General features: G+C 26.7%; 22 protein-coding genes and 1 pseudogene. 18 read left to right on the plus strand and 5 right to left on the minus strand.

Annotated elements, in window-relative coordinates; genetic code table 11:
* The first annotated feature begins 127 nt into the window (after positions 1–127).
* Positions 128–1,792 carry a ribonuclease J gene (locus EJL03_RS02125; protein WP_125152316.1) on the plus strand — a complete coding sequence of 555 codons (1,665 nt, stop codon included), beginning with the start codon at positions 128–130 and terminating at the stop codon, positions 1,790–1,792.
* A gap of 83 nt (positions 1,793–1,875) precedes the next feature.
* Here EJL03_RS02125 and EJL03_RS02130 read toward each other — a convergent pair whose 3' ends face one another.
* A complete protein-coding gene (locus EJL03_RS02130; protein ID WP_125152317.1) occupies positions 1,876–2,466 on the minus strand; it encodes a 3'-5' exonuclease in 591 nt (196 codons plus the stop codon).
* A 185-nt stretch (positions 2,467–2,651) separates the two neighbouring features.
* On the opposite strand from EJL03_RS02130, the gene EJL03_RS02135 reads away from it, so the two are divergent.
* The 6 genes from EJL03_RS02135 to EJL03_RS02160 all read left to right on the plus strand — a co-directional run bounded on the left by EJL03_RS02135 (position 2,652) and on the right by EJL03_RS02160 (position 9,176).
* Entirely contained in the window at positions 2,652–3,095 is a 444-nt protein-coding gene (locus EJL03_RS02135) for a GNAT family N-acetyltransferase (RefSeq protein WP_125152318.1), read from the plus strand.
* Between the two features lie 94 nt (positions 3,096–3,189).
* Positions 3,190–3,957, plus strand: a complete 768-nt coding sequence (locus EJL03_RS02140) for a MerR family transcriptional regulator (RefSeq protein ID WP_125152319.1) — start codon at positions 3,190–3,192, stop codon at positions 3,955–3,957.
* A gap of 194 nt (positions 3,958–4,151) precedes the next feature.
* A complete protein-coding gene (gene glpK, locus EJL03_RS02145; protein WP_125152320.1) occupies positions 4,152–5,648 on the plus strand; it encodes a glycerol kinase GlpK in 1,497 nt (498 codons plus the stop codon).
* A gap of 104 nt (positions 5,649–5,752) precedes the next feature.
* Positions 5,753–7,891: a DNA helicase RecQ gene (gene recQ, locus EJL03_RS02150; RefSeq protein ID WP_125152321.1), complete on the plus strand. Its 2,139-nt coding sequence runs from the start codon at positions 5,753–5,755 to the stop codon at positions 7,889–7,891.
* Positions 7,892–8,211: 320 nt separating this feature from the next.
* Positions 8,212–8,337 (plus strand): PEP/pyruvate-binding domain-containing protein, encoded by a 126-nt coding sequence (locus EJL03_RS16760; RefSeq protein WP_125152451.1) that lies wholly within the window; start codon positions 8,212–8,214, stop codon positions 8,335–8,337.
* A 656-nt stretch (positions 8,338–8,993) separates the two neighbouring features.
* A complete protein-coding gene (locus EJL03_RS02160; RefSeq protein ID WP_279222055.1) occupies positions 8,994–9,176 on the plus strand; it encodes a PEP-utilizing enzyme in 183 nt (60 codons plus the stop codon).
* A 181-nt stretch (positions 9,177–9,357) separates the two neighbouring features.
* Here EJL03_RS02160 and EJL03_RS02165 read toward each other — a convergent pair whose 3' ends face one another.
* Positions 9,358–9,597 carry a DUF2164 domain-containing protein gene (locus tag EJL03_RS02165; protein ID WP_125152323.1) on the minus strand — a complete coding sequence of 80 codons (240 nt, stop codon included), beginning with the start codon at positions 9,595–9,597 and terminating at the stop codon, positions 9,358–9,360.
* 541 nt (positions 9,598–10,138) lie between these two features.
* Here EJL03_RS02165 and EJL03_RS02170 point away from each other — a divergent pair.
* From EJL03_RS02170 to EJL03_RS02220, 11 genes are all read left to right on the plus strand, one after another.
* Positions 10,139–11,098, plus strand: a complete 960-nt coding sequence (locus EJL03_RS02170; protein WP_125152324.1) for a metallophosphoesterase family protein — start codon at positions 10,139–10,141, stop codon at positions 11,096–11,098.
* Between the two features lie 117 nt (positions 11,099–11,215).
* Entirely contained in the window at positions 11,216–11,905 is a 690-nt protein-coding gene (locus EJL03_RS02175) for a lantibiotic protection ABC transporter ATP-binding protein (protein ID WP_125152325.1), read from the plus strand.
* A gap of 15 nt (positions 11,906–11,920) precedes the next feature.
* Positions 11,921–12,655, plus strand: a complete 735-nt coding sequence (locus EJL03_RS02180) for a lantibiotic immunity ABC transporter MutE/EpiE family permease subunit (protein ID WP_125152326.1) — start codon at positions 11,921–11,923, stop codon at positions 12,653–12,655.
* Between the two features lie 5 nt (positions 12,656–12,660).
* On the plus strand, positions 12,661–13,467 hold the full coding sequence (locus EJL03_RS02185) for a lantibiotic immunity ABC transporter MutG family permease subunit (RefSeq protein WP_125152327.1): 807 nt from the start codon (positions 12,661–12,663) through the stop codon (positions 13,465–13,467).
* Between the two features lie 199 nt (positions 13,468–13,666).
* A complete protein-coding gene (locus EJL03_RS02190; protein ID WP_125152328.1) occupies positions 13,667–15,094 on the plus strand; it encodes a S8 family peptidase in 1,428 nt (475 codons plus the stop codon).
* 226 nt (positions 15,095–15,320) lie between these two features.
* Positions 15,321–15,470: a gallidermin/nisin family lantibiotic gene (locus EJL03_RS02195; RefSeq protein ID WP_125152329.1), complete on the plus strand. Its 150-nt coding sequence runs from the start codon at positions 15,321–15,323 to the stop codon at positions 15,468–15,470.
* Positions 15,471–15,678: 208 nt separating this feature from the next.
* Positions 15,679–18,822 carry a lantibiotic dehydratase gene (locus EJL03_RS02200; RefSeq protein WP_125152330.1) on the plus strand — a complete coding sequence of 1,048 codons (3,144 nt, stop codon included), beginning with the start codon at positions 15,679–15,681 and terminating at the stop codon, positions 18,820–18,822.
* A 22-nt stretch (positions 18,823–18,844) separates the two neighbouring features.
* The gene (locus EJL03_RS02205) at positions 18,845–20,653 is read left to right on the plus strand and encodes an ABC transporter ATP-binding protein (protein WP_125152331.1); all 1,809 of its coding nucleotides are present in this window, start codon (positions 18,845–18,847) and stop codon (positions 20,651–20,653) included.
* 11 nt (positions 20,654–20,664) lie between these two features.
* The gene (locus tag EJL03_RS02210) at positions 20,665–21,999 is read left to right on the plus strand and encodes a lanthionine synthetase C family protein (protein WP_243108602.1); all 1,335 of its coding nucleotides are present in this window, start codon (positions 20,665–20,667) and stop codon (positions 21,997–21,999) included.
* A 54-nt stretch (positions 22,000–22,053) separates the two neighbouring features.
* Positions 22,054–22,752: a response regulator transcription factor gene (locus tag EJL03_RS02215; protein WP_125152332.1), complete on the plus strand. Its 699-nt coding sequence runs from the start codon at positions 22,054–22,056 to the stop codon at positions 22,750–22,752.
* The gene (locus EJL03_RS02220) at positions 22,742–24,157 is read left to right on the plus strand and encodes a HAMP domain-containing sensor histidine kinase (protein WP_125152333.1); all 1,416 of its coding nucleotides are present in this window, start codon (positions 22,742–22,744) and stop codon (positions 24,155–24,157) included. Before EJL03_RS02215 ends, EJL03_RS02220 begins: the two co-directional genes overlap by 11 nt.
* A gap of 310 nt (positions 24,158–24,467) precedes the next feature.
* Here EJL03_RS02220 and EJL03_RS02225 read toward each other — a convergent pair whose 3' ends face one another.
* From EJL03_RS02225 to EJL03_RS02235, 3 genes and pseudogenes are all read right to left on the minus strand, one after another.
* The gene (locus EJL03_RS02225) at positions 24,468–24,668 is read right to left on the minus strand and encodes an alpha/beta-type small acid-soluble spore protein (protein WP_125152334.1); all 201 of its coding nucleotides are present in this window, start codon (positions 24,666–24,668) and stop codon (positions 24,468–24,470) included.
* A gap of 129 nt (positions 24,669–24,797) precedes the next feature.
* Positions 24,798–25,091: pseudogene (locus EJL03_RS02230) on the minus strand (FAD-dependent oxidoreductase); the annotation flags it as partial.
* A gap of 21 nt (positions 25,092–25,112) precedes the next feature.
* Positions 25,113–26,699, minus strand: coding sequence for a recombinase family protein (locus tag EJL03_RS02235; RefSeq protein ID WP_125152335.1), 1,587 nt, complete (start codon positions 26,697–26,699; stop codon positions 25,113–25,115).
* Positions 26,700–26,741 lie beyond the last annotated feature (42 nt).

Raw genomic sequence — 26,741 nt, forward strand, 5'->3', positions numbered from 1 at the left:
CAGTTTTATTTTATAAATGAAAAGGAATTTTACATGGAAAGTTGAAAAGATATATAGAATATAATTTATTTATAGAAGCCAAAATAGTATGGAGATAAAAATTAATTAATGTAAGGGGGTAAAATTTATGAAAGGTAATCATAGTGTAAAAGTGATTCCACTTGGAGGAATTGGCGAGATAGGTAAAAATATAACGGCTATTGAATATAGAGATGAAATTATAGTTATTGATTGTGGTATATCATTTCCAGATGAAGAAATGTATGGAGTAGATTTGGTAATTCCAGATATTACTTATTTATTAAACAATTCAGATAAAGTAAAAGGAATCTTTTTGACACATGGTCATGAAGATCATATTGGATCACTTCCATATGTTTTAAAACAATTGAATGTACCTGTTTATGGAACAAAATTAACATTAGGTATAGTTGAAAATAAACTCAAAGAACAAAAAATACTTTCTGATTGTAATTTATTTGTCGTAAGTGCTGGAGATAAAATTGAAAAAAATTATTTTCAAGTTGAATTTATTAGAAATACCCATAGTATAGCAGACTCTTGTTCAATTGCAGTTTATACTCCAGTAGGAACAATATTACATACTGGAGATTTTAAAATAGATTACACACCTATAGACGGTTTAGTAATGGATTTAGAACGTATATCTGAAATAGGGAAAAAAGGTGTATTATTACTTATGGCTGATAGTACTAATGTTCATCGTAAAGGACACTCAATTTCTGAAAAATCAATAGGTGAAACTTTAACTAGGATATTTTCTAAAGCTAAAGGAAGAGTAATTGTTGCTACATTTGCTTCTAATATACACAGAATGCAACAAATAGCAAATGCATCTATGAAATATGAAAGAAAAGTAGCGTTTAGTGGAAGGAGTATGGAAAACATTTCAAAAGTAGCTATGGAATTGGGTTATCTACATATACCAGAAACTTCTATTATAAGTGTAGATGAATTGCGTAATTATCCTAATGAAAAAGTTACTATAATAACTACAGGTAGTCAAGGAGAATCTATGGCTGCATTGGCTAGAATAGCTTTTTCAAACCATAGAAAGATTAGTATACAGCCTAATGATTTATTTATAATTTCTGCTTCTCCAATACCAGGAAATGAAAAACTTATATCTAGGGTAATTAATGAATTGCTTAAAAAGGGGGCAGATGTAATATATGAGGCTTTAGAAGAGGTGCATGTATCCGGGCATGCTTACGAAGAGGAACTAAAACTTATTCACACTTTAGTTCATCCTAAATTCTTTATGCCAGTTCATGGAGAATATAGACACTTAAAACATCATGCTGAATTAGCAGAACAATTGAGAATGAAAAAAGAAAATATATTTACCTTAGAAAGAGGAGAAGTTTTAGAATTATCTAAAGGAAGTGCTAAGATTTGTGGTAAAGTTCCTACAGGTGAAGTTTTTGTAGACGGAATTGGAGTAGGAGATGTTGGGAATATAGTGCTTCGTGACAGAAAATATTTAGCTCAGGATGGAATGTTAACTATAGTTGTAACTTTAGAGAAAGAAACATATAGTGTTATAGCGGGACCAGATGTAATTACAAGGGGCTTTATTTATGCTAGAGAATCAGAAAAGTTAATTAATGATGTAAAGGATATTGTAAAAAAAGAATTAGATAACTGTTTGGAAAATAAAATAATTGAATGGTATGTACTCAAAAATAATATGAAAAAATCCGTGGAAAAATATTTATATGAAAAGACAAAAAGAAGACCAATTATACTTCCTATTATTATGGAGATTTAAGGAAAAGCTAGGGTTTGTAGTTAAACTCTAGCTTGTTTTATATAATCAGTTTTTAAATATTATTAATATGTAAGAATTTAGTGCTATAAATTATAACCTAATTTTTTAGCTTTATAATAACAAGATACAAGGGAGGCTACATCGTATCTAGCATCATGAAAGCTTATATTATCACAATTAAAGAGTCTTTTAGCACCATTGGATAAGCTATTTTTATTTACATCAAGGAATGTTAAAGTTTCTTCTAAACTGGGATTTTTAATTCTACCTGTTTTAGATTTGGCTTGTACTATAGGTTTAAAATATTCCATTGTGCAAAAGAAATCTTTTGGATTCCAAATAATTGAGTTTAATCTTTCAAACTCTGCAGCAATAAACTTTTTATCGAATTTCACATTATGGGCAATAAATATTCCATCTTTTAAGTCTTTAGCAATTTCTTTTGCCGCATCTCTAAAGGTTTTTCCCATAGATAGATTTTTTAAATTTTCTACATTAAATCCGTGTATTGCTTGAGCAGAAGGTTCTATATAATCAACGGAAAAAAAGAAGTTTTTTGCAAAAGATACTTTTTCTAATCCCTGTTTATTTATTTCACATACGCAATAAGTAAGTTGAAGAATTTGACCGGGATTTAAACCAGTTGTTTCTGTATCTAAAAAAATTTTTTTCATATAAATTATAAGCTCCTTTCTATTTAATGTCATGGTAAATATATTAACATGGTAATCCATTTATTAATATAATAACATATTTTAAAATACTGAGTTAATTAATATGGGATTTTACATTATAAAATATGGTACAATTAAAAATACATTGTATATGGATAATAGTTATAAATAAAGGAGGAAGTATAATGGAAGAATGTATTGAAGAGTTTAAATATAAGGATTTAAAAGAATGTATATACTTATTTATAGATGCTTTTAAAAGTGAGCCATGGAATGACAAGTGGGATTTTAATACTGCTTTTAAAAGATTAGAAGATATATATTACACTCCAAAATTTAATGGGCTAGTTTATAAGATAGATAATAAAATTGTAGGAGTAATTATGGGGAATTATGAACAATGGTATGAAGGAATGTACTATAATTTGAAAGAATTTTTTGTAGATAAAACTATTCAAGGAAGAGGAATTGGAAGTAAGATGATAGATATTTTAGAAAGGGAGCTAAAAGAGAGAGGAATAAAATCTATACAATTACTTACGATTAAAAATCACAAAACGGAAGGTTTTTATATGAATAATGGATATAAATCCCAAAAATATATTATCAATATGAGTAAGAATATATAAATTTATTTTCATGAACGGGTTTATTGATTTTAATAAATAAATTTATTGACTTTAACACTGTGTCATAGATTACTATATAATTGGAGGTGAATAAATGTATTATAAGATAAAAGAAGTTGCAGATATGGCAGGTATAAGTGTGCGTATGTTGCATCATTATCATAAGATTGGATTATTAAAACCAGACTATATAAAATCTAATGGGTATAGGTTATACACATACAGAAATCTTGAAAAATTACAACAAATTTTATTTTATAAAGAATTAGATTTTAGCCTTCAAGAAATAAAAAATTTATTAGATAATCCGGGATTTAATAGTAAAAATGCATTGAAGGCTCATAAAAGATTGCTAATTGAAAAAAAAGAAAGGATGGAAAGAATTATTAAATCTTTGGACAAAACATTAAAATCATTAGATGAAGGAGTAAAAATGAATAGTAATGATTTGTTTAAACCTTTTGATATGACACAGATAGAAAAGCACAAAAGAGAATATGCAAAAGAAACAAAAGAAAAGTATGGAAGTAGCAAAGAATATAAACAAAGTAAAGAAAAAACAGCAAAGTATACTAAGGATAATTGGATTAATATTATGAACGAGGCAGAGAAGATATGTGAAAAGGTTGCACTTTTAATGGATAGAGAACCACATAATCATGAGGTTCAAGAAGCTGTAGGTGCATGGAGAAAATTTATAACAGATAATTTTTATGAATGTAGCATTGATAATTTTAGAGGGTTAGGGGAGCTTTATATTGTAGATAAACGATTTACTAAAAATATTGATAAATATAAGAAAGGCCTTGCAAAATTTTTAAGTGAAGCTATAAATATATATTGCAATAATTTGAAATATTAGTCTATTTTAATGAAATTTTTGTGAAATATAAGTTTTATATTGAAAAAAAGTTGAAATATATATAAAAGAATTATATAATGTAAACGTAAGTCAAATTAATATTAATGGCAGAGAATAAGAGAGCCAAATAAGGATAGATATCTATCTTTATTTGGTTTTTTAAATTATTAGTATAATTATTTAGGAGGGTAAAAATGGGGAAATATATAATGGTGTTTGACCAAAAAAGTACAAAGTCTAGATGTGTATTATTTAATAAGAATGGAGAAATTATAGGGGAAGCTGAAAGGGAAATAAAAACCATATATCCGGAGACACAATGGGTAGAACATGATGCTATAGAGATATGGGCCACTCAATTTTCTGCAGCTATAGAAACTATGGCAAGGTTTAATATATCTTCAAAAGACATTGTTTCTATAGGAATTACAAATCAAAGAGAGACTTTTGTAGTATGGGATAGAAGAACTGGAGTACCAATTTATAATGCTATATCATGGCAGTGTTCAAGAACTGGGGAATATTGCGAACAAATTAACAACAATGAAATAACTAGGAGAATAAATGAAAAAACGGGTTTAATATTACATCCATATTTTTCTGCAACAAAATTAAAATGGATACTTGATAATGTTCATGGAGCTAGGAAAGAAGCAGAAAAAGGTAATTTGTGTTTTGGGACTATAGATTCATGGCTTTTGTGGAATTTAACTAAAGGGGAGAAACATATAACTGATTATACTAATGCATCTAGAACTATGTTGTTTAATATAAATACTCTACAATGGGATGAAGAACTTTTAAGTTACTTTGACATTCCAATAGCTATGATGCCTGAAGTTATGCCATCTAGTCATTTATTTGGTCATTCAGATAAAGTTTTATTTGGGAAAGAAATAGCTGTATCAGGTATAGCAGGAGACCAACAAGCGGCTTTATTTGGTCAAACTTCTTTTGAAGATGGTATGGCAAAAAACACATACAGTACTGGTTGCTTTATGCTTATGAATATAGGAGACAAACCTATAAAATCTAATAAAGGTCTTTTAACTACAATTGCATGGGCTACAGATAATGAGGTTAAATATGCTTTAGAAGGAAGTATATTTATGGCAGGAGAAGCAATAAAATGGATTAGTGAGGATCTTAGAATGATAAAAACCCCACAAGATTCAATAGAATATGCTTTGACAGTGACAGATACAAATGGAGTATATATGGTGCCAGCTTTTGCTGGTCTTGGGGCACCATACTGGGATACTGAAGCTAAGGGAGTAGTTGTAGGATTGACTAGAGGAAGTAAGAAAGAACATTTTATTAGAGCTGTACTTGAATCTTTAGCTTATCAAAGCTGTGATGTGTTAAAGGTAATGGAAGAGGAGTCAGGTATTAGACTTAAGCACTTAAGAGTTGATGGAGAAACATCTATGAATAGCTTTGTAATGAAGTTTCAAGCGGATATACTAAATTGTAAAGTTCAAAGACATAAGGATATTGAAAGTACAGCAGCGTTAGGAGCGGCCTATTTATCAGGGCTTTCAGTAAAGTTTTGGGAAAATAAAGATGATATATTAAGAAATAATGCAATTGATAAAGAATTTATTGGGCAAATGGGTGAAAAACAAAGAGAAAATCTCTTAAAAGGATGGCATGAAGCAGTAAAAAGATCTAAAAGTGATTATACGCTATAGGAAAATAAACCTCTCTATGCAAATAGGGAGGTTTATTTTTTACAATTAGGATATAATTGTACATAGGCAAAGAATAACTATGAAAAGAAAGGCAGGCAGATATAATGTTACAAAATGCTAAGAAAATTTTAAAAAAATATTTTGGATATGATGAATTTAGAAAATCACAGGAAAAGGTAATTCAAAGTATTTTAAATAAGGAAGATACTGTAGCAATTATGCCAACGGGAGCAGGAAAATCTATTTGTTATCAAGTCCCAGCAATACTATTAAAGGGAGTAACTATAGTAGTATCTCCACTTATATCTCTTATGAAAGACCAAGTGGATTCTTTAAAGGAATTAGGAGTAGAAGCGACTTATATAAATAGCTCACTTAATGATTTAGAGATACAGGAAAGGTTATTTAATGCTGAAAGTGGACAATATACACTTATTTACGTTGCACCAGAGAGACTAGAATCCAAAGATTTTTGTAATAGCTTAAATAGTATACATATTTCATTAGTAGCAGTGGATGAGGCTCATTGTGTATCACAATGGGGACATGATTTTAGACCAAGCTATAGAAGAGTAAAAGAATTTATAGAAAGATTGGATAAAAGACCTATAGTTGGAGCTTTTACAGCTACAGCTACGGAAGTAGTACAGAAAGATATATTAAAATTACTAGCTTTAAATAATCCCAATGTATTTTTGACAGGGTTTGATAGACCAAATTTAAGTTTTGAAGTAATAAAAGGAGAAAATAAAGAGAATTTTATATATGATTTTTTGGAGAATAATAAGGGTAATACGGGTATAATATATACCTCAACAAGAAAGGAAGCCCAAACTCTCTATAATAAAATAAGCTCTAAAGGTTATAAAGCTTCAGTATATCATGCAGGGCTTAATGATAAAGAAAGAAAAAAAGCTCAAGAGGATTTTTCTTTTGACAATATACATATTATGATAGCAACTAATGCTTTTGGTATGGGGATAGATAAATCTAATGTAAGATTTGTAATACATTATAATATACCTAAAAATATGGAAGCATATTATCAAGAGGCAGGACGTGCTGGAAGAGATGGAGAGGAAAGTCAGTGTATATTGTTATTTTCACCAAAAGATATACAAATACAAAAATATTTTATAGATGCAAGTTTAATGTCACCAGATAGAAAAAATTATGAGTATAATAAATTAAGAGCAATGGTGGATTATTGTTATACATCTAAATGTTTGAGGGCATACATACTAGAATATTTTGGGGAGAAAAATGTATTAAAGAACTGTAATAACTGCAGTAATTGTAAAGATGATAGGGAAGAAAAGGATATAACTTTAGAGGCGCAAAAAATACTTTCTTGTGTTTATAGGATGCAGGGGAGATTCGGTGTTACTATGGTGGCAGATGTGTTAAAGGGCTCTAAAAATAAGAAAGTATTAAATTCAGGATTAAATGAAGTATCTACTTATGGAATAATGAAAGAATTTCCACAAAAAAATATTGTGGCACTAATAAATAAGCTTATAGCTGATGAATATTTGGCAACTACAGATGACAAATATCCTGTTGTAAAATTAACATCTAAATCTTATCAGGTTTTAAGGGGAATAGAAAGTGTATTTATGAAAGTTAGTAAGGTGAAAAAGGTAAATAAACCAGATAACACCTTATTTAATATATTAAAGGAACTTAGAAAAGAAATATCTAGTACTGAAAATGTTCCACCTTTTATGATTTTTCATGACTCTACATTAAAAGAGCTTAGTGAAGTTATGCCTACTAATGTAGATGATTTTATTTTAATTAAAGGAATTGGAGAAAGGAAATCAAAAGTATATGGAAAATTATTTGTTGAAACAATTAAAGATTATGTTAAAGATAATAATATACAGATAGACAGATTTAAAACAGAGAATTTAGGAAAGGAGGAAAAAACTAAAACTCATATAGTAACCTATAATTTATATATAACAGGAAATAACTTAGGTACTATTGCAAAGGAAAGAGGTTTGGCAGTAAGCACTGTAAAAGAACATTTATTGAAATGTTTAATGGAGGGTATGGAGGTAAATACAGATAATTTTATAGACCATACTTGGAAAAAATTAATATGGGAGGCCATTGAAAAAATAGGAGGTAATAGGTTAAAACCTATTAAGGAAGCTTTACCAGCAGAAATTGATTATGCTACTATAAAGTTTGTATGGTATAAATATAATAGTGAGAAAATAAATGAAAAGACCAGTTAATAAATATTGATTTTTTAAATATTATTGTCTGTATATTTTAGCTACATTCTTATATGTTGATTATAAAGTTTTGTATATAATAGTTTTTAATAATTGTAGGATATAAATATTATTTATAAAGGAGGGAGGTATGCATAATATTAAAGATTCATCGGAAAATTATTAGAAACAATTTATAGATTAAATATGAGGAAAAACATTATATGATCTGTTTTAGTTGCTAGATCTTCTGCTACAATGGAAGATTTAATGGATGGAAGTTTTCAGGGCAACAGGAAACGTATCTAAATGTTAAGGATATAGAAGAACTATTATTTTGAATAAAAAAGTGTTTTGCATCTCTTTGGAATTTCCGTTCTTTTTCTTATAGAAATAATAATGGATATGATCATTTAAAAGTTGGAATGGCTATTGTTATACAGAAAATGGTTGAATCAGAAGTTTAAGGGGTGTTGTTCATAGCCAATCCCATAACAGGTAAAAATGAAATAATTATTAATGCTTCCTATAATCTTGGAGTAGCTATAATAGCCTGAAGCTATATTCTAAATAGGAAGGTGGAATAGGTAGATGCCACTATAAATAATAAGGAGATTTCTAATGTATACTCAGTTAATGGCATAAAAGTTATTAATAACTCCTATGAAATGAGAGTAAAAAGGGTCCTAAATGATAAAAGTTAAAAAACTATTTTATTTATCCTTAAAAATAGAATATATATATAACCTATAGATTTTGAGATTGAAATTATTTTAAAAAATATGAAATATAAGCTTTTTAAAGAGCTGGGATTGATAATGGGATCCTCAACTTATATACACAAAATGGAATTATAAGAATGAAAAAATAAAATTAAAAATAAAGATGTAATTTCAAATAGAAGTTAGCATCATAAACAAGCAGAGGAAACTTGGAATAGTATGATATTTGATATTTTTTATGATGATAAAAAAGATGTTTTTTATGGAACAAGTGATAGTAATGGATTAGTAAAAGGGAAAGCTTGTTTAACAAGCAGTTCTAAGGAGTTTAATAAATTAAAGAAATTGGATATATTAATATGTTCCTATACAGACCCTGAAGGGTCTACATTTTTCAAATTATCAGTGGTAGTAGTTTTGATACAGGAGGTGCCTTATTACATGTGGCTATTGTTGCACGTGAATATAATATACCTTCAGTATTGGGTGTAGGGAATTTAACAACAAATTTAGATGATGGAGGTTTTGTAATTGTAGATGGTTATAATGGGATTGTGAAAAAGATATCTAATGGTTTTTATTAAAAAATCATTAGATATTTAAAATAATAGCAATATTTATTTAAGGACTTTTAGGATAACTTTTTTCTATAACACAAAGTTTTACAGCGTTATTCAAAGGTTAATTATTATATTTTGTATAATAACAAGCAGTTAAATTTTAAAAAAAACACTAATAAATATTTTTCATATATTAAAAAAATAATTAGTATTTTTGAATCGATAATATATCTTCAATTCTATCAGTCATGTATTTATACGAGTCATATACTCCTTGATTGTAAAATTCTGGTGCTATTTCTTCTATTATAAAATTCAAAATTAAATTAGCAGCTAAATCTCCTAATTCTTCATCTCTCTCATTTGAAAAATATTCTTTTATTGAAGAAATAATATCTTCTTTTTGATTTTGGTTTAACTTAATTTTTACTTTATTACTGTTCATTTTTTCCTCCTTTAAATCTATTTTAATTTTATTTATTAGTAATAAGGATAGAGTCACTTAAAAAGAGTGTACTACTGCATTTATAAATTGTAAAACAAAAAATATACTCATCTATTATATTACAATTTTTATAAATAATTTTTATAAAATATATAATAGCTTTCTTAATTTACTTAGGAGAGTATTAAAAAATATCTTAATTATGAAGCGCTTCTTCTTTTTTAGTCGTCTTATAAGTGTAAGTTATTGAAATATAATACATAGCAGGCGATTATATGATTTTAGAGAAAAATTTTGTAATATAATATAAATACAAAGATGTTAATTATATTTAAAATGAAAATTTTAGTATATTAATTATATCCTAACATATGTATTAAACATAACATTTTAATATATTATCATCTAAATTTTAGTATAATGCAATATAATGTAAAAGTGTGTAAAAAGATAAAAATGAAAATAACAAGGAATTTAATTATATGTAAAGAAGGTTATAATTATAGGCTGTTATGTGAAAAACAAAATAGGAGGTAATTTAGTGATTAAAAAGAAAATAGCTTTATTGTTGACATGTGTTTCTCTAACTTTTCCAGTTCAGGGAGTATTAGCTGCGGAAAATGTACGAGAGGATAAGGTACCAATTAACCAAAATATATCAAATGACAAAATACACAGTGGAAAAGAAAAATTAGATATAATGTGTAAGGAAGGTAAAATAGTTAGTTTATTAGAAACTAAACAGGGCATTATGATGCAGATGAGTGATATAAATATATTTCTTGATGATAAAAGTGAAATAATTGATGAATTTAGTGGTGAAAAATTAACTAAGAGTGATTTAATAGAGGGCACAAAAGTAAGAGTACTATATGGACCAGCTGTTACTTTAAGTATACCACCAATGTCTTATGGAAGAAAAATTATGGTTATAAATGATTATAAAGGTATAGATAGATCAAAACAAACTGTAGAGAAAGTAGTAAAATTTAATGATGGTAATAATGCTTATATTAAGTCTAAATATAACGAAAACATAACTTTGATAAGTAGTAAAACTGAAATAATAAATGAAAATGGAGAAAAATCATCTATTGATGATATAAAGTCTAGGTATAATATAAGACTTTATATTAATGAAAAGGAAGGAATTTTAAGTTCGAAATTATATTTACCAACTATATATGTACCACAAAAGGTTGTAATTTTAGGCAAAGAAAAGGAAAATCTGTTGAATACAGAGGGCAATATAAGTAATATAAAAAATAATAATCAAGGGAAATCTTTTTTATTAAAAGGAGAAAAAATAACTGAATCTGGTTATGATAAAATAATACTTAATGTTGATAGTCATACTAAAATTATAGATGGTAAAAACAATAAGGAATTATCTATTAATGACTTAAAGGATGGTATACGTATATTGGGTTATTATGATAAAATGGTTACAAGAAGTATGCCACCTATAGGAAATTGTAAAGAAATAATAGTGTTAGAATAAATAATAGGCTGTTGATAAATTAAATTTATCAACAGCCTATTATTTTTGTTTTAATTATAAAATCATTAGATTTATTTGATAGGATATTATACATAAAGAGGTAAGGGAGCGTAAAAAATGAGTGAGTATTATTTAGAGACAAAAAATTTAACTAAAAAATTTAGAAAACAAAGGGCCGTAGATTCTATTAATTTAAAGATAAAAAAGGGAAGTATTTATGGATTTTTGGGCCCAAATGGAGCAGGAAAATCTACCACTTTAAAAATGATTGCAGGATTATTATATCCCACAGAGGGTGATATATTTATAGATGGACATAAATGGAGTAGAAAAGATCTTAGGAATATAGGTGTACTTATAGAATCTCCAGCCTTTTATGGCAATTTGACGGCTAGAGAAAACTTAAAAGTTCATACAACACTTCTAAATATTACAGATAGTAAAATCGATGAGGTTTTAAATATTGTAGATTTAAAAAACACAGGAAATAAAAAATCATCACAATTTTCCTTAGGAATGAAACAAAGACTTGGTATTGCAATAGCACTTCTTAATGAGCCAAAGCTATTAATATTAGATGAACCAACAAACGGCTTGGATCCTTTAGGTATACAGGAATTAAGGGATTTGATTAAATCTTTAAAGGAAAAAGGAATAACAATTATTTTTTCTAGTCATATTTTATCAGAGGTTGAGCATGTAGCTGAATATATAGGCATTATTCACCAAGGGAAGTTAAAATATCAGGATAAAATTAATAAAACTGAAAATTTAGAAAAATTATTTATGAATGTAGCTACAGTATAGGGAGGAAGTTTAACAATGATTAATATGTTACAATCTGAAAATTTAAAGTTTAAAAGGTCTTTTTCTAAAAAATTTTGTTTTATAGTGCCTATGTATATATTAGTTCTATCCCTTCAAATGAATATATACTTTTTTACAAATACAATGAATTGGTGGAGTGCTTTCTTTATTCCGTTTGTTGTATGTATAGTTTGTATACTGTCTACTAATAGAGAAAAAAAGGCTGGAAACTACAGAACTTTGAAGTCTAAGGATATAAATTTAAAGGCATTGTGGATTAGTAAAATTATGGTTATAGCTTATTATTTATTGATAGCCTCAATAATTATGATAATTAATTTTCTTATAGTAAAATTACTATACATTAGTTATAGTAATAATCTTATTCCAATAGATAAAACAATTAAAGCTATTTTAACTATATGGATTACAACCCTTATATTAATTCCAATTTGTTTATTTATCGCAGAAGCCCTAGGTACATTTATGGTAATATTAGTTACCTGTGTGGGAATTATAATAGGACTTTTTACAGTTGGGAATAGTTTATGGTATCTATGTCCTTGGGCACTTAATATTAGACTTATGTGTCCAATATTGAAACTAAATCCTAATGGGGCTTTATTAGAGGCTGGTGATCCTTTGTTAGATTCAGCAGTAATACCAATTGGAATTTTAGTAGGAATTGTAGGCTTTACAGTGTTATCCTTATTAACAAGTATTTGGTTTGCTAAAAAGGAGGCACGTTAATAATTATGTGTTTAATAAGAGCTATTAAATCTGAGTGGAGAAAAACTAAAAGGACCCCCTTTAGATATATAGTATTACTAGTACCAATTTTGTTTTCTTTATTAGTAATATCATATATATCTATTTATAATATAAATTACACATTTCAGATTAAAGTGTATGAACTATATTTTGGAACAATTGGTATAGCATTGCCCATGGTCACATCAATTTTGGCGGGCTTAAATATTATAGAAGAAGAAAATGCAGGAGATTTTAGAGCGCTATTGATGGTTCCTATTTCAAGAAAAAATATATATTTGGGAAAGTTATTTATGATTATTTTAGTTACTATAATTGATATGCTTGTGTCTTTAGGAATTCTATTAGTAGGAATGAAGTTTATTTTTCCCGGAATAGATATTCAGTATGGAGTTTTTCTACAAGGAACAATATTTGGGACTATAGGAGCGTTATTTTTATATGTAGTATATCTTATTATAAGCTTAAATTTTGGTATAGGTGCTACCATTGCAGTAGGAGTAGGCGGAAGCGTTTCTGGAGCATTACTTCAAACAGGCTTAGGAGACAAGGTTTGGAATTTTGTACCTTGGGCTTGGTCTGGAAGGCTTAGTTCACTACCATGTTATACATTAAAAGGGTTTATAAAATTTAAAGGTTTGAATACTATAGAAAATATAAATGAGATCTTAAAGAAAGTGTTAATGAAAGAAATATATAAAGGATTATCTATTGCAACCATATCTTTTATTTTAGTAGCCATTGCTGGAATGGTATGGTTCAAAAAGTGGGAGGGTAGAAAAATTCGTTAATTTTAAAATTATGTATAGATATTTTAAAGCTGCATCAATTTAATAAAAAGAAATTGATGCAGCTTTTGAAATTTGAAAAAGTATAACTTAATAAAACATGAGACTAAGCATTATATACTTTTAATTTATGAACTATAAAATGATATAATAGTAAAAATATGTTATATTATAAATGAAATGAAAGTAAGGGGGAATAAAAATGAAAAAAAGAAAAATATTGAAAAAAAGTTGTTCTTTTTTATTTGCAATTTTAGTATTTAGTAGCTTATTTTTAGTGAATAAAGTACAAGCTAGTAAAATGGGTTCACATAGCGAAATCCATCTTATTATTTTATTTAATGACGATAGGATTGATACAAATGTTAATAAATTTATAGAGAAGTCTGGGGGAGCTATACTAAATACATTATCACAAGTTGGAGGTATAGAAGTTAAATGTGAAGCTAAACTTATACCAGAAATTAAATCTTATAATACTGTTAAGGCATTGGTTCCAAATCATAATGTTAAGATACCAAAGGAAAGAACTATTAAATTTAGGGAAAGTAGAAGGAGCAAAAGAAGTAGTGAATACCAAGAAGGGGATTTATATAAATTATATCAATGGGATATAAAAAAGGTAACTAATAATGGTAAGAGTTTTGAATTAGGAACAGGTAGTCATGATGTAGTAATAGCCATTTTAGATTCCGGAATAGATAAGAACCATGCTGACTTAAAAAATAATCTTTTAGGTGGTGAAAATTTTATTCCTAAAAATTTTAATGGCAATAAAACTGAAACTGGAGAACCAGAGGATATAGAAGATAGATTAGGACATGGCACATATATATCTGGAAGTATTGCTGGAAATGGAAGAATTAAAGGGGTGGCTCCTGATATTGGATTTAAAAGTTATAGAGTCTTTGATTCAAATGGACAAACAAATGCTACAATAGTTTGCTCCGCTATAATAAAAGCTACTGATGATGGTGCGAATGTTATTAATTTAAGTATGGCTGGTTATGATATAAAAGGAAAATGTTATTGGACTGACCCAGAAACGGGAATTAGATATGATCTTGGTGATGATATGGCTGAATATGAACTATATAAACGTTCTATTGAATATGCAGTAAACCATAATGTTTCAGTAGTAACTGCATCAGGAAATGACGGATTAGATTGTACAGATGGAGAGCTCTTAACTGAATTTCTTAATAAGCGAGATAAAGAAGATGGATTTGAATATGAAGGTGTTACTTGTGAAATCCCAGGGGGGATTGATGGTGTTATAAATGTTTCTGCAACAGGTAGAAATGATATTATAGCAGAATATTCAAATTATGGGGATGGCTTTATTCATGTGTCAGCACCAGGTGGAGATTATTCTGAAAGAGAGTCTATATATGATATGTGTCTAAGTACTGGAATAGGTAATAGTTATATGTTTGAGGAAGGAACATCAATAGCTGCCCCAAAAGTTTCAGCTATAGCGGGATTGATGTTATCCAAGGATAAAACCCTTACTCCTAAAGAAATAGAAAAAAAGATTTGTGAAAAAGCAGATAAATTAAATGGGAATAGGTTAAAAGAATTTTATGGTGCAGGACTTGTTAATGCTTATAATATTTTAAATAAAAAGTAAGAAATTTATTTCAGTAATTAGTATAATAAATGTAAAAATAAAACATTTTAGTGAAATAATATAAAAAAAGTAAAAACATTATAAAAAAATTAGAATTATATTGTAAAATATTAACTGTAGACAAGTCTATAAGACATAATAAATAGTAACTTAAATATTTTGTTAAGACGTCAAACAAAATTTATTGGTTACAACATATTTAAAGAATATATTGGAGGGTGGAAAAATGGGAAAATTAAACGATTTTGATTTAGACTTAAAGGTAAAGGAAACTACTAAGAAGGGTGTAGAGCCAACTTGGAAAAGTAAAAGTTTTTGTACACCAGGATGTGTTACTGGAATATTAATGACTTGTACAAGCAATGGTTGTAAATAATATTAAATAAACCAATCAGTTTTTTATAAATAAAAGATAGTGAAGGATTAGGTAATTCTTTACTATCTTTTATCTGTAAATATGTGAATTAATTATGAATTGCTTTAAAGGTTAATCAAAAGTATTAATTATCAATGGTAAATTAATGTTTTTGACTAGTCTTTAATAAAGCTAGTTTTAAGCATTATTTGGCAAAGGAGATTAAGAAATGAAAAAAAACGTATATGAAAATATAAATACATTTATGATTAGAACTCCAACACTTCCTATAGAAAAATTTTTTGATTTTTTTAATGAACAATATGAAAAAGATAAGAGTTTAGAAGAAGTAAGAATACTATGTAATAACCCTATCTTCAGGGAGAGCATTTTAATAGGTAGTCCTAATCTTTATAATACTCTAACGCAGTTTGCACAGGGGAAAAGTATAAAAAAGCAAGGTTACTTTTTACAATCTATATATAAATATTTAATTAGAATAAGTACACGACCAACTCCTTTTGGATTATTTTCTGGAGTGGATTTTGGAACTTATAATAATTATAAAACTATATTTCAATTTTCAGATAATAAGTATAAAAAATATGTCCGTCCAGATATGAAATGGTTAGTGGAATTAGTAAAATATGTAGAAAAAAAGGAATATATTAATCTAAAATTTAGAACAAATGATAGCATTTTTTTAAAAGGGGATAGAGCTTTTTTACTATATACAACAAGAAAAAAAGAGGATGATAGTATTGAAGAAATAAGTGTAAGATTAACAGGAGCATTAGAGAAGGTATTAGTGTTAGCAAAAAAATCAATATCATATAAAGAATTGATGAAAAGGTTAATTGAGAATTATGGATATGAGTATAATGAAAAAATCCAAGATTTTTTAATTAATTTAATAGAAAATGAATATCTAATATCTAATTTAATGCCTCCTCTAACTGTAGAGGATCAGTTTGACTATATTATAAATGAGATTAATAAATTAAATAATGATTGTAAATTAGTAGAAAAACTAAAAAAAGTTAAAAAAATGATTAATGAGTATATGGAAACTGACCTAGGGGAAGGAGAGGAACTATATAAAACAATATGTCATATAATGAAAAATATTGTTGCTTGTAAAAGTTTGTTACAAGTAGATATGAAATTAAATTTAAAAGAAAAAACAATAAATAGTAAAGTTATAGATGAAATAAATGATTTATTAAATATACTTTTAACTTTGGCAATTCCATATAGACAAAAGGATTCATATTTTGAAAGATATAAACAACAATTTATTGAAAATTATTGTCATAATAGAGAGGTACCGTTACTAGAGATGTTAGATAATGATAGAGGGATAGGGGCCCCAGCTGATTATATGCATCCTGAAAGTAATAGATATGAAAGTACACTATTAAATAACGAAGTGGATAATAAAATAAAAAGGTACTTTTCAGATAAATATATAGAAGCAATAAAAAATAATAAGCATATAACTATAACTGATAAAGAAATAAAAAAATTGCAGTTAGATGAGTATTCTTATGAAGAACTACCTAATTCTTTAGAAATTAATTTAATAGTAAAAACTACTTCTAAAGATAAAGAAGAGAATAAATATAGATATTATTTAGGTCCTAATTTGGGATCTAATACTGCAGGTAAATCTTTTGGAAGATTTTCCTATATGATGGAAGAAGAGAAAAAATGTTTCAATAATATAGCTGAAAATGAATTAGAAAGAACTATGAGTAATGATTATATAACATGTGAACTTGTATACCTACCTAATAGAGTAAGAATAGCTAATGTTGCTAGGAATATACATGGAAGTGATTACGAATTAGCTTTATTTACTAATAGCTCAAAGGATGATAAACACAAATTATCTTTAGATGATATTCTTATAGGGTTAGATAATAATAAATTTTATGCTAAAAGTAAATCTTTAAATAAAAAATTAGTCATAACAATGAATAATATGCTTAATACGGAGTTGGCACCAAATGCTATAAGATTTTTATCAGATATAAATTATGATGGGAAAAGATCATGGTTTCAATTTCCATGGAAAAATATTTTGAAGGATAGTATTTTTATTCCTAAAGTTCAATATAAAAACTTTATTATTTCACCTTCAATTTGGAGGATTAATAAAGAATTTTTAGGAGTGAGTAAAAAGACTAGTTTTGAGGATTTTAAAAATAAAGTAGAAACTTATTTCAAGAAATATAATATCCCTAAGTATATTTATATAACATTACAAGATAATAGGACATTATTGAATACCAAGGATAATAGATGTTTAAAAATATTACAACATGAAATTAATAATAACCAGGATGAAGTAGTGTTAAATTCTTATGAAGATGGTGAGTTTAATATAGCTATAGATAGTGAAGATAAAGAATATTTATGTGAAGTAGTGATTCCATTAGTAAAAGTAAGAAAAGAAGGGGAAAAGTTAGAAGGAATGGAAAATACAAAGGAATATATTCCTAGCTTAAGTGAGCACCGTCTAAAACTTCCTTTCGATCAATGGCTTTATTTAAAGTTATATGGTGTAACAAGTAATATAGATGATTTAATTGGATTTTATATTTCAGAATATTGCAGAGAAAAGGTTAACACAGGGGAAGTATATAGATATTTCTTCATGCGTTATGCAGATCCAGTACCACATATTCGATTAAGATTGAATTCATCAAGGACGAAACTTTTGGATTTATATCCTGAATTACAAGTTTGGCTTAAGGATTTAATAAGCAAAGGATTAATAAGTAAATACAATATTGATGCTTATGATAGAGAGATAGAAAGATATGGTGGATTAGAGCTAATGGATGTAGCGGAAACTGTTTTTTATTTTGATAGTATGGTAGTAGAGGACATATTAAGAGAAGTTAGATTAAAAAACTTAGGGTTTTCAAGGGAGCTTATAGGGATGGTGTCTATAATACATTATATGGACTCTTTTAAAATTAAATATGAAGAACAAGTTTCTTTTTTAAGGACACAAGTTAAATCTTCAGATTATAGAGATGATTTTAATAAAAATAGAGATGAATATATAAAGCTATGTAATAGTAGTGATAATTGGAGAAATCTAAGAGAACTAGAAGAAGGAGTTTTATTATTAAATATTTTAGATAAAAGAATGGAAATAGTAAGGGAATATGGGGATATAATAAATAACAATTTGCAAAAATTGTATAAATTGTCTATATTAGATAGTATAATACATTTACATTGTAATAGATTATATGGTATAGATAGGGATTTTGAAAAAAAGGTTAGAGCATTAACATCCCATGCACTATATGCATTAAAGTATTTCAAGAATAAAGAAAAGAAAAACTATAAATTTTAAAATTATAAGAGGAGAGTATATTATGGATTTAAAAGAATATGATACTCCGGTTACAATAAAGGGAATATTAAATATTATGAAAATGATCCCTAGGGTATTTAAATTAATAAAACAGGTGGATAAAACTAATTTTTATATAATTTTATTATTGAGTGCAGTAACAGGAATATGTCCTATAATTACTTTATTAGCTTCTCAAAATCTTTTAAATTTAATAGGAAGAACTACTATGAACGTAATACTCGTTGCATTAATTATATATATAGTAGCTAACTTGTTTAGTGAATGTATGGGGTGTTTATCTGAATATTTTGATGGACGTTTTCAAAAACTTATAACATATAAGCTTAGTTATATGGTTATGAAAAAATGTACTAATTTATCGTTAAGACATTTTGAAGATGCAGATGTGTATGATAAGCTTCAACGTGTACAAGATCAAACTTCTTATAAACCCTACACAATATTTATGTCTATTATAAATATAATAACTTCTTCGGTTACTTTAGTATCCTCTGTTATTATTATATGCAATTGGAAGCCTTGGGTATTGCTTATACTAGTTCTGATTCCTCTAGTATCATCTTTATATTTTTTCAAAATAGCTCAAAGGGAATTTAATGTTTTATGGGCAAGAGCTTCAAAGGCCAGAGAAAGTTGGTATATATCATATTTGCTAACAAGAGACAATGCATTTAAAGAAATAAAATTATATAATTTGGGAAAATATTTACTTCAAAAATTTAAAAATATAAATGAAAATTTTTTAAAGCAGGATATTAGTTTACTAAAGAAGAGGAATTTATTCACATTTTTATTTGAAGTGGTAGAACAATTATGTATAGATGTAATATTAATAATTGTAATATATTTTGCAGCTATAGGAGAAATACTAATAGGAAATGTAGTTGGATTAATAAATGCGTTGAATTTAGTTTCTTCTAATAGTAAAAAGATATTAAACACAATATATTCTTTATACCAAGATAATTTATATATAGAACAATTATTTGATTTTTTATCTATAGAGGAGGATTTATCTGAAAATGGAGAAACTTTGGATAAAAAAAATATGATAAGTGAAATAGAAAAAATAGAAGTTAAAAATTTAACTTTTAGTTATCCATCTAATAATATTGATGTTCTAAAGGATATAAATTTTGAAATAAAAAGAGGAGAAACAGTGGCAATAGTTGGTAAGAATGGCTCGGGTAAAAGCACTTTAGTAAAGTTGCTATTAAATTTATATAAAGTAAAGGATAATAGAATTTTTTTTAACAATAGTTGCATAAATACCTATGATTGTATTGAATTAAGAAGGAATATCGCTGCATTATTTCAAGATTTTGTAAAGTATGAGCTAACACTAAGAGAAAATGTAGGTTTTGGTGATATTGAAAATATATCTAACGATGATGAAATGAAAAAAGTGCTTGAAAGCATCAATATAGATTATATTGATAATTTAGATGATCAATTAGGATTATGGTTTAATGATGGGGTAGAGTTATCAGGGGGGCAGTGGCAAAAAATTGCTATAGCAAGAACTTTATTTAGAAATGCTTCTTTATATATCCTAGATGAGCCAAGCTCTGCCTTAGATCCCATAGCAGAAAAGAGTATTATTGATATGTTTATAAAGATGGTTAAGGGGAAAATAGGGATTTTTATTTCTCATAGATTATCAACGGCTAAGTTAGCGGATAAAATAATTGTTATAGATGCAGGAAAGGTCATAGGTATTGGTACACATGAAGAATTATTACAGAATAATAAAACATATAGAAAGATGTATGAAATTGAAACCCTTCAGTGGAAAGTAGTAAGTTAGGAGGATTTATCGTGGAACAAGAACTGTACAATTTGGATATTAGGGAGATAGTATATAATACGGCTTTTAAGTTATCGGATTATAATAAAATATTAGGGTGTGTTACTAAAGAAGAAAATTATATAGAAATTGATGGAGAAAAAATTTCTAGATTTAATGAATTATCATTAAGTGAGGGGATACCCTCATTATGTATTTTGTATGGTGAACTAAATGAGTTATACCCTGAAGATGGTTGGGATGTAAAAGGTCATGAATATATAAAAAAAATAGGTGAATTATTAGAGGAAGATTCAAATTTGTTGTTATCTATGTTCTCAGGGTTGTCTGGAATAGGGTTATCAGCAATATGTTTATCTAAAAATGGAACAAGATATAAAGGTTTCATTAATACTGTTAATAAAATTATAAAAAACCAAATAGGAGATTTCTTAAGTTTTCTAAATAAGAAATCAGGTGTGGACGTACAAGATTATGATGCTATTTCTGGAGTATCTGGTATATTAAATTACTGTATGTTATTTGAAAATGATATGGAAGAAGAAATAATTTTGATGCTTAATTATATAGTTGAATTGTGTAAATATAAAAATTTTAGGGGAATAGATCTTCCAGGATGGTATATAAAACCTGAAAAACAGATAACTAAACAAGAAAAAGAACTTTGGGAAAAAGGATGTTTTAATCTTGGGCTATCCCATGGGGTTCCATCTTTACTAGTTAATTTGTGTAATGCAGAAAACTTGAATATAAAAGTTAAAGGACAGCGGGAAACTATTGAGAAAATTTCTGAGTTTTTATTTAATTATAGAGTAAGAGAAAGAAGGGAATACGGGTGGGATTATGTTGTAACTCTAGAGGAATATAATAAAAATATTAATAACAAAGAGTGCTGTAGAGATGCCTGGTGTTATGGAGCTCCTGGGGTAGCATATTCATTACTTTTATCTGGGCGATTATTAAATAATAAAGAATATATTGATTATGCATTTCAGTGCATAAAAATCGCTAGTAAAAGACTGAAATGTGTTCACTCCCCTACATTTTGTCATGGGTATTCAGGCATTGCTTATATAAGTAATAAGTTTTATGAATTAACAAATATTGATGAATTTAAGTTTATATCATTGGAGTTATATAATAAGATTCTTTCCTTCTACGATGAAAAAAATATATTTAATTTTGTAGATATAGATAAAAAATTAGGTAAGGTTAAATCTTATAATTCAATAGGAATACTTGAAGGGGTAGTAGGTATAATTTTAACACTATTATCTATAAAAGAAGGGAGAAAAACTCCCTGGGACACAGCTTTTTCATTAGGAGATTATAAACAAAGATATTAACAAAAATAGATTGGGATTAATCAGATAATAATTTATATAAAAGAGGCGATTAATATGAAGATAAATAATAAAATTTTAGTTATTGATGATAATGAGGATATTTGTACAACAATAAAAAGTTATATGCAAAATTATGGTTATGATATTAAAGTAGCTTTGAATTATAAAGAAGCACTAAAGATTATAAATGAGGGATTTAATTTAATAATATTAGATATAATGATGCCTGGTATGGATGGTATAGAGTTTTGCACTCTTATTAGGGAAAAGGTATCTTGTCCTATAATTTTTGTAAGTGCTAAAGTTTTAGAAGAAGATAAACTAGAGGCTTTTTCTGTAGGAGGGGACGACTATATTACTAAGCCATTTAGTCTCAAGGAATTAAAGGCTAGAATAGAAAGTCATTTAAGAAGGGAACAGAGAATAAAGAACAAGGAAGTTTATATATTAAGTTCGGGAAATATAATATTGGATGTTTTTGCTAATGAAATATTATGTAAAGGTGAAAAGTTAAAGTTAACTAAGAAGGAGTATAAACTTATAAAGTTTTTAATGACTAATAAAAATATAGTTTTTTCAAAAGAAAAAATTCTTGATAGTGTTTGGGGAATGAATTCTGAAAGTTATCTAGATACTGTTACTGAAAGTGTAAAAAATGTAAGAAAAAAAATTAGATGTATAGATAAAGAAAAATCTTATATTAGTACAGTATATGGACAAGGATATAAGTGGGAAGTAAAAGATGAAAAGTAAGACTATAAAAAGGGATTTTTATAATTTAGTTTTAAAAGTATTTATATACACTGTTATTTCAACTATGGTTACTTATATATTTATAGTGCTAGTTATTCAGATGCTAGGTAATAATAAACCTACAGATTATTATGTTAAGTATATTCATGAAGTAGCTAAAGAGGTAGAAAAAAATGGGGATAGTATTTTAAAAGGAAATTTAATAGATATAAAAAAGTATAGTATAGAACTTCAAGGTGAGGTTATAGATTTAGCAGGTAACCATTTGTATGGTGAAGAAGGAATAAAAAATGATAATTTTAATATCCTAAATTCCATTAATCAAGATAAATATGATAATAATTATATTTACAGATATGTAGGAATAACCAAAGATAACAATATCAAAGCTATATATGTTATAAAAGCTCCTTTTGATTTTATAAAAAACAATTTTAAAACTAATAATTGTAAGTTAATAATATACTCAATAGCAATGTTTGCCCCAATATTGTATTTTATATTATTTTTATCTTTATTTACTTCTAAATTGTATAAATATATATCCAAAAATGTAGATATACTTTTAAATGGTGCCGAAAAAATTTGTGAAGGTGATCTTGATTTTCATATAACAGGGGTAAAAGGAGAAGAATTTAACAAAATTCAACAATCCTTTAATATGATGGTAAAAACATTAAGAAGTAATATTAAAGATCTTTCTAAATTAGATAATGAACGTAGAATGATGGTTTCATCTATAGCTCATGATATAAGAACACCTATAACTGTCATTAAAGGACAAATTGAAATAATAGAGGATTTAAAAGATAATCCTAAGTATAAAATAGATGATAATATGAGTATAATTAATAAAAATTGTGATAAGATGACTAATTTAACTAATAATCTTTCATTACTATACAAAGTTGAAGGGGAATGTTTTTTACTTAGAAATGAGAAAGTTGATTTAAAAAAGATGCTTCAATATAAGGAGTTAGAAATAAAATCTTTAACACAAAAGAAAGATGTAACTATTGAATTTATTATAAATTTAAATAAAGAAAAATATATATTAGATGGAAGTATGTTATTTAGAATATTAGATAATATATTATATAATAGTTTAAGGTTTACTGAAAGGGGAAAAATAATATTAGAAGTCAGGGATGATTTAAGTTTGTTAAATAAAATCATATTTAAATGTAGTGATACAGGCTCTGGATTTAAACAAAAAGATACATCTAAATTATTTGAGGCTTTTTATCAAGACGAAGATTATAAAAACCATTTTGGATTAGGGCTTTTTATAGCAAAAAAGATAATAGATAATTATGGTGGTGATATTAAGGCTTATAATAATGAACTAGGTGGAGCTACAATAGAATTTTATATAAAAGAATTAAAAGAGTATCCTATATCTTAACATTAAAATAAACAATTAAGCTGCCCTAAAGTTTAACTTTAGGGCAGCTTAATTGTTTATAAGATATATATTTTTTTATAAAAAGTTTTTTGAGAATTTTGGTGTGATAGCGAATATTATCTTCTCATTTTTAATGGAATATATCACAAAGCTGCATTAAAAGTACTACTTATTGATTTTAAAATATGATATAAAAACTTTACAGAAGTGTGAATAAATTATGTATATCTAAAAGTATTATCAAAAAAGATGCAGTTATTTATAAATACAAAAATTAAAAGAACCGCTTATGCGATTCTTTTAATTTTTATTATAGATTTCTTTCGTAGGCTTCAACCATTCTTTTAGTCATTTCTCCACCTACTGAACCATTCTGTCTTGAAGTTAAGTTACCCTTATCTACTGTTTCGTAGTTTGCTAATCCAAGTTCTGAAGCTACCTCAGTTTTAAAATTGTTCAATCCTTGTTTAGCCTCTGGTACTACTAATTTATTAGAACTATAATTTGCCATAATGTTTTTCCTCCTATTTTTTTATATTTTTTTATTTTTGTTTTGTTTTTCTTTTGTACTATAAGTTTTTGCTTAAATGGCAACTTATATTCTAGAGGATTAGAGGAAAATATGGAATGATATTCTACATTATATTAATTTTTCCGACATTATATTGCTTAAGTTAAGTTTCTGTATTTTATTTTTTATTTCTTCATTATTAACGGAATATAAGTTTGTATCTTTCATTCTTTTAAAATATCCCGCACCAGCGAAAGTATATCTATTGCGTCTACCTTCTTTTGTAGCCATTTTACAATTAGCATAAGCTATAAGATCCCCTATGGCTGTTGCTTTAGGAAGTATTAAAAGAGGCATTCCTAAATAATGTCTTACTGCATTATGCCCAGCTAAAGATCCCGTACACATTGCTTCAGCTTTCCCAAACAAACTGCAATAATAAAATTATTTTAGGTATATACTTATGGTTTCTATTGAGGCATCCCAAATAATTTTTTTTATTAAATAATGAAATAAAATTTTTTTGTATTTATCTTCTAATTTCTCTGTAAAATAACTAATTTTTTTTAAATCATGGCAGATGACATGGATATTATTATTAGATAAATTAATTTTTGAATTTTTATAAGTTAAGATTTGTTTTTTAGTATTATTTATAATATTTTCTTTTGCTTCTATTTCTTTTATTATATATTTACCAGCAACGGAAGTTTTATTTTGTGATAGTTGATTTATTAAATTTTTAATAGCCATCTCATTTTCCTTTATAGTTTTTTTAAATAAATTAAGTTCTATATTAGGATCTTTAGAATTGGAACTATATTTTAAATGATTGTAAAATGTTTTACTTAAATGAGAAAATGATATTAATATATGTTTATTTAAATTATTTAATAGGGCACTTTCTAATTTATCTGTGCGTATATTTTTATTATTACATTTAGAACCTTTACTAGCTATTTTCATAGAACAGCTATAATAGAAAAATTTAGATCCAAATTTATTTTTAGTTCCATGTATAACAGTCATAGGTGAACCACATTTTGCACACCTTAATATACCTGTAAGTAAAGCATTATGAGTTTTTCCTAATCTAGGTGAATTAATTTTATTGGAGTTTAAAATAGACTGAACCTTAAGCCAAGTTGATGCATCGATAATACCTTCATGTTTAGATATTGCAGCTAACCATTTTGATGTGTCTTTGTATTTATTTTTTTCATTTTTTTTGTTATACGTTAATATACCATGTTTATTATCTGGTATACCAACACAATTTATACCTAAATTTTTTAAATAGTTAAAAACAGCCTCATTAGCTATTACATAAGTTGGATTGCTTAATATATCCGATATTGTTCTAATATTGAAGTTGCATTTAAGCTTAGTTTTAAAGTTGTTTTCTAATAGGTAATTATTAACTTTTCTTAGAGATTTAAATTCTAGGTATTTATTAAATATTAGTTTAACCAAATTTAGTTCAGATTCTATTGGAGAAAGTTTGTACATATACTTTTCTTGATAATTATGATCAAGGTATAATATTTTTTCACTATGAAACCCTAAAGGAGTTTGACCACCAAGCCACCGTCCTGTTTTAGCTAATTCTAACATATTATCCTTCACACGTTCAGAGATAGTTTCTCTTTCTAATTGAGCAAAAACAGAAGCTATATATACCATTGCTTTTCCTATTGGAGATGTGGTATCAAATTGTTCTTTAATAGAAATAAAACTTATATTATTTTTTTGTAGTAATTCTAAAGTAGAAGAAAAATCTGCTACATTACGGCTTATTCTATCCAAACGGTAACATATAAGGAAATTGAATTTTTTAGCTTTAGCATCTCTTATAAGTTTTTGAAAACTTGGTCTATTTGTATTCCCACCAGAAAAACCTTCATCTTCATATAAGATGTATTTTTGAATCCCTATTTTATTTCCATATTCTTTGCATAGTTTTATTTGATTTTCAATAGATTCCCCCTTTGATGTGAATATAGATTTTCTTGAATATATTGCGGCAATCATGATTATCACCCTTCAAAATTATAAAGTTATTATTAAAATATG

The sequence above is a fragment of the Clostridium rectalis genome (assembly GCF_900626095.1).
Taxonomy (GTDB): domain Bacteria; phylum Bacillota; class Clostridia; order Clostridiales; family Clostridiaceae; genus Clostridium_AS; species Clostridium_AS rectalis.